The 4491-nt window shown below is 50.6% G+C and carries 4 protein-coding genes; 2 read left to right on the forward strand and 2 right to left on the reverse strand.

Features of this window, described 5'->3' with window-relative positions:
• Window positions 1–119: 119 nt before the first annotated feature.
• The gene (locus tag ABYP73_RS11650; protein ID WP_372974437.1) at window positions 120–1238 is read right to left on the reverse strand and encodes an Sb-PDE family phosphodiesterase; all 1119 of its coding nucleotides are present in this window, start codon (window positions 1236–1238) and stop codon (window positions 120–122) included.
• Between the two features lie 71 nt (window positions 1239–1309).
• Here ABYP73_RS11650 and ABYP73_RS11655 point away from each other — a divergent pair, with 71 nt between their 5' ends.
• Window positions 1310–1576 (forward strand): hypothetical protein, encoded by a 267-nt coding sequence (locus ABYP73_RS11655; protein ID WP_372944739.1) that lies wholly within the window; start codon window positions 1310–1312, stop codon window positions 1574–1576.
• 139 nt (window positions 1577–1715) lie between these two features.
• On the opposite strand, the gene kdsA is transcribed toward ABYP73_RS11655, so the two are convergent.
• Window positions 1716–2537 carry a 3-deoxy-8-phosphooctulonate synthase gene (gene kdsA / locus ABYP73_RS11660; RefSeq protein WP_372944740.1) on the reverse strand — a complete coding sequence of 274 codons (822 nt, stop codon included), beginning with the start codon at window positions 2535–2537 and terminating at the stop codon, window positions 1716–1718.
• A gap of 153 nt (window positions 2538–2690) precedes the next feature.
• Here kdsA and typA point away from each other — a divergent pair, with 153 nt between their 5' ends.
• On the forward strand, window positions 2691–4484 hold the full coding sequence (gene typA / locus ABYP73_RS11665) for a translational GTPase TypA (RefSeq protein ID WP_372974438.1): 1794 nt from the start codon (window positions 2691–2693) through the stop codon (window positions 4482–4484).
• Window positions 4485–4491: the final 7 nt, after the last annotated feature.

Raw genomic sequence — 4491 nt, forward strand, 5'->3', positions numbered from 1 at the left:
CTTCTTTCTTCAACGGGGATAAGGAAGGTATCCTCGAAAGGGCCAGGATGACAGCCAAGGGCAAACTCACTTCGCGATACGCTTACCTGCAGGATTACGTAGACGGGAAGGAATAAGCCTTATCCCGGATTCAGCTCCCATTCCACTTCAGGATGGGTGCCTGGTGCGGTATAGGCCCCCAGAGCTTTTAACCTCAGCATCACCTTCTCTCTTCTTTCCAGGGTCTTGATCTGGAGGGTGGTTTTCGTCTTAGCAGGAATCTCAAAAACCGGTGGCTTGCTGTAGAAGGTGTAACCCATTTGATTTTCGAACAGAAGATCGCTGCTGGAGACATTTTCCAGTTCCACTTCCAGGATATTGGTGTTCGGGATGTAGGCTACAGTGTTGACCTTCACGCAGGCGCGGAGCAATGGAATGAGAAATTGTGGCCTGCCTACAAAAAGGGAATTGTAAACGGCAACCGTATTACCCGAAAATAGGGCTTCTTTCATCTTCTCAGGACTTTTCTGCCTGGCAAAGACCAGGGTAATGGGACGATGCCCCCCTTTTTCGAGGTATTGCCAATCGATAAGCCCGTGAATATCCGAGGTGCCCATGATAGTGAGGTTATGCTCCAGGGCTAGCGCCAGGGATTCCTCGGCATAATCGTATTCATTGATGACCTCAATGCCGTGTAATTCTCCTGCTTTAATGCGTTCCAGCTGAAATTCACTCAGAATGGGATTACCACTGGGACTTTGTCGGTACCAGGCCGGATGGTTCCAGAAGATAAACCCTCCCTGTTTTTTGGCCTCTCTGAATGGTACCTTGGGATCTTTGTCCAGTAAGATATTGGCATCACTTATAAACAGGGCGTTACTATGGCCTATAGGCGCGTTCCTGGTGATCTCGGATCCGTGAATGATCATCAGCCCGTGGTCCTTCGCCTCTTCCAGTGCCAGGGCATAAGACCGGTTGCGATCGGGGTGGGGGATATCCTCCTTATGGGGCTGATATTCCAGGTGTTCCGTAAGGGATATGGCATCCAGGTTTTCCCGAAGCGCTTCCATAACCCGGATGGAGGGCCAGACCTCCCCATCTGAAAATACCGTATGCTGGTGGAGGTCACATTTCAGGGTGACAAAACCGGGGATGTCCGGGTAAGACAAGGCATGCCCGTGAGCATGTTGGTGGTCCTGGGCTTGGGCACATGCTGCATGCAGGAAGATTGCGCCCAACAGAATGGTTGTAAATCGCATGTTTTTTATTCTGGGATGAATACTTTTTGATGGAAATTAATATATTTCACGTTCTTAAAGACATATTTCACGTGAATTTCAATTGGATCCTTTCCAATGAGCTGGATGAAAGCATCCGGAGACACTGCATAGAACTGGAGTATCAGCTGCGGCCCAAGATCACCAAGTTTCTTATGGCCAGGCTGGAAAAGGAATGCGATGGTGATTTTTCCTGCTTTCATTTTGACGTGGATATGATCTCCAGGAACATCACGATCTCCCCCCTCACGCCTGTCCATTTTTCGCGCAGGATCGAACGCGATTTTGAGCGGGAGATCAACTTTATCAGCCTGACCTGATTCCAAGCTGCTGGGGAGCTGGCTTCCCGATGTATCCTGGACAAGCCAGAAGTGTACAGGAAGATCTTACTGCACCTGGGGTCTGCCATTAAGCAAATCATTTCTGCAGCCGGATTTACCTAAAAATGAAGATAAAAAATCAATCGAGGCTGTTGATCGTTGTCCTGAGTCTGGACAGATCGGTCAATAGCTTCTCGAGCCTGTCTAGGGGAAGCATATTGGCCCCGTCACTCTTCGCATTGGCCGGGTCGAAGTGCGTTTCCATAAAGAGTCCGTCCACCCCGGCCGCGATCCCGGCCCGGGCCATAGTGCTGATCAGGGCAGGCCTGCCTCCTGTGACTCCGGACGACTGATTCGGCTGCTGAAGGGAATGGGTGACATCCAGCACCACGGGGGCGTATTGCTTCATGGTGGGGACTCCCCTGAAATCGACGATCATATCCTGATACCCGAACATGGTGCCCCGGTCTGTGATGATCACCTGCTCATTTCCCGAATCTGTGACCTTGGCCACGGCGTGTTTCATACTTTCCGGACTCATGAACTGGCCCTTTTTGAGGTTCACGGTCTTTCCCGTTTTGGCGGCGGCGATGACGAGATCGGTCTGGCGGACCAGGAAAGCCGGAATTTGAAGGATATCCACGTATTCTGCTGCCTTAGCAGCGTCTGAAACCTCATGGATGTCAGTAATGGTAGGTACATGAAATGTCTCAGAGACCTTTCTCAGAATCTTCAGAGCCTTTTCATCCCCTATGCCTGTAAAGGAATCCACACGGCTGCGGTTCGCCTTTTTAAAACTCCCTTTGAAGACATAGGGTATCCTGAGCTTATCGGTCACTTGAACGATATGTTCTGCAATTCTCAGGGCCATATCTTCCCCTTCAATGGCACAGGGGCCTGAGAGAAGGAAGAATTGTTTGCTGTCTGTATGTCTGAGCTGGGGGATCTGGGTGAAATCCATTAGAAATATTTTGGGCAAAGGTAGGAATTTGAGTCCATTTTTCAGGCGGGGAATTCCTTTCGGAAACCGCTCAAAATCAGCCTGCTAAAAAAAACACAACTTTGTTATCTCAAGCCGAAAATAGCAGTATCTTTGCGCGCTCAAAACAAGAAGATGTCTGTGACCAAGAATATTGCCATCATCGCCCACGTAGACCACGGAAAGACGACCCTGGTAGACAAGATCCTCCATTTTTGCCAGCTTTTCCGCGAGAATGAGAAGACCGGAGACCTGATCCTCGACAATAACGACCTGGAAAGGGAGAGGGGGATTACTATCGTCTCCAAGAATGTGTCCGTTACTTACAAGGGGACCAAGATCAATATTATAGATACCCCCGGCCACGCCGATTTTGGCGGTGAGGTGGAAAGGGTTCTGAATATGGCAGACGGGGTACTGCTGCTGGTAGATGCCTTTGAAGGGCCTATGCCACAGACCCGTTTTGTCCTGCAAAAGGCATTAAGCCTTGGGCTCAAACCCTGTGTGGTGATCAACAAAGTCGACAAGGAGAACTGTACGCCCGAAGAGGTGCACGAAAAAGTGTTCGACCTGATGTTCGAACTGGGGGCAGAGGAATGGCAGCTGGATTTCCCCGTGGTGTATGGCTCTGCCAAGCACAACTGGATGAGTGCCGACTGGAAAAAGCCAACCCAGTCCATTGAGCCCTTGCTGGAGATGGTCTTGGAAAACATTCCCGAATTCAAACCGGAAGAGGGGAACACACAAATGCTGATCACCTCCCTCGACTATTCTTCCTTTACCGGCAGGATCGCCATCGGCAGGTTGCAGAGGGGGCTGCTCAAAGAAGGACAGCAGATCACCCTGGTGAAGCGAAATGGTACACAGGTGAAGTCGAAGATCAAGGAACTTTACACCTTTGAAGGCCTTGGCAGGATCAAGGTTGACCAGGTGGCTACAGGGGATATTTGTGCGGTAGTCGGACTCGAAGGGTTCGAGATCGGGGATACTATTGCCGATTTCGAAGCCCCACAGGCCTTGAAGACCATCGCCATAGACGAGCCCACCATGAGCATGTTGTTTACCATCAATGACAGTCCATTCTTCGGACAGGATGGAAAATACGTGACCTCAAGGCATATCAAAGAGCGGTTGGAAAAAGAATTGGAAAAAAACCTCGCCCTGCGTGTGGAGGAAACGGACAGTGCAGATAAATTCATGGTCTTCGGCCGGGGGGTACTCCATCTCTCTGTCCTTATCGAGACCATGAGACGGGAGGGTTACGAGGTACAGATCGGTCAGCCACAGGTGATCATCAAGGAAATAGACGGGGTGAAATGTGAGCCCGTAGAACACCTGACCATCGATCTTCCGGAGGAGGTTTCAGGAAAGGCCGTTGAAATGGTAGCCATCCGCAAAGGAGAGATGATCGGGATGGAATCTAAGGGAGACCGAATGATCTGTGAATTCCAGATCCCTTCCCGTGGGATCATAGGCTTGAGGAACCAATTGCTCACAGCCACAGCCGGGGAGGCCATCATGGCACACCGCTTCCTGGAATACCAGCCGATGAAAGGGGATATCCCCCAAAGGCAGAATGGCTCCCTGGTGTCCATGGAGAACGGCAAGGCCATCCCTTATTCCATCGACAAACTCCAGGAGAGAGGCCGTTTCTTTATCGACCCGGGAGAAGATATTTACGAAGGCCAGGTGATCGGCGAGAACTCCAGGGGAGACGATATGACCATCAACGTCACCAAGACCAAAAAACTCTCCAACGTGCGCTCTGCAGGAGCCGATGATAAGGCCAAGATCGTACCCGCCATCAAGTTCTCCCTGGAAGAGGCCCTGGAATACATACAGAAAGACGAGTACGTGGAAGTGACCCCAAAATACATCCGCCTGAGGAAGATCTACCTGAAAGAGGTAGACCGCAAGCGAAACAAGTAATAGAAAA

Source organism: Muriicola sp. (assembly GCF_041567615.1).
Lineage (GTDB): Bacteria > Bacteroidota > Bacteroidia > Flavobacteriales > Flavobacteriaceae > Muriicola.

What these genes read in the sequence shown, in the direction of transcription:
- typA (WP_372974438.1), top strand. Translation starts at nt 2,691, where the DNA reads ATGTCTGTGACCAAGAATATTGCCATCATCGCCCACGTAGACCACGGA.
- kdsA (WP_372944740.1), bottom strand. Translation starts at nt 2,537, where the DNA reads ATGGATTTCACCCAGATCCCCCAGCTCAGACATACAGACAGCAAACAA.
- ABYP73_RS11650 (WP_372974437.1), bottom strand. Translation starts at nt 1,238, where the DNA reads ATGCGATTTACAACCATTCTGTTGGGCGCAATCTTCCTGCATGCAGCA.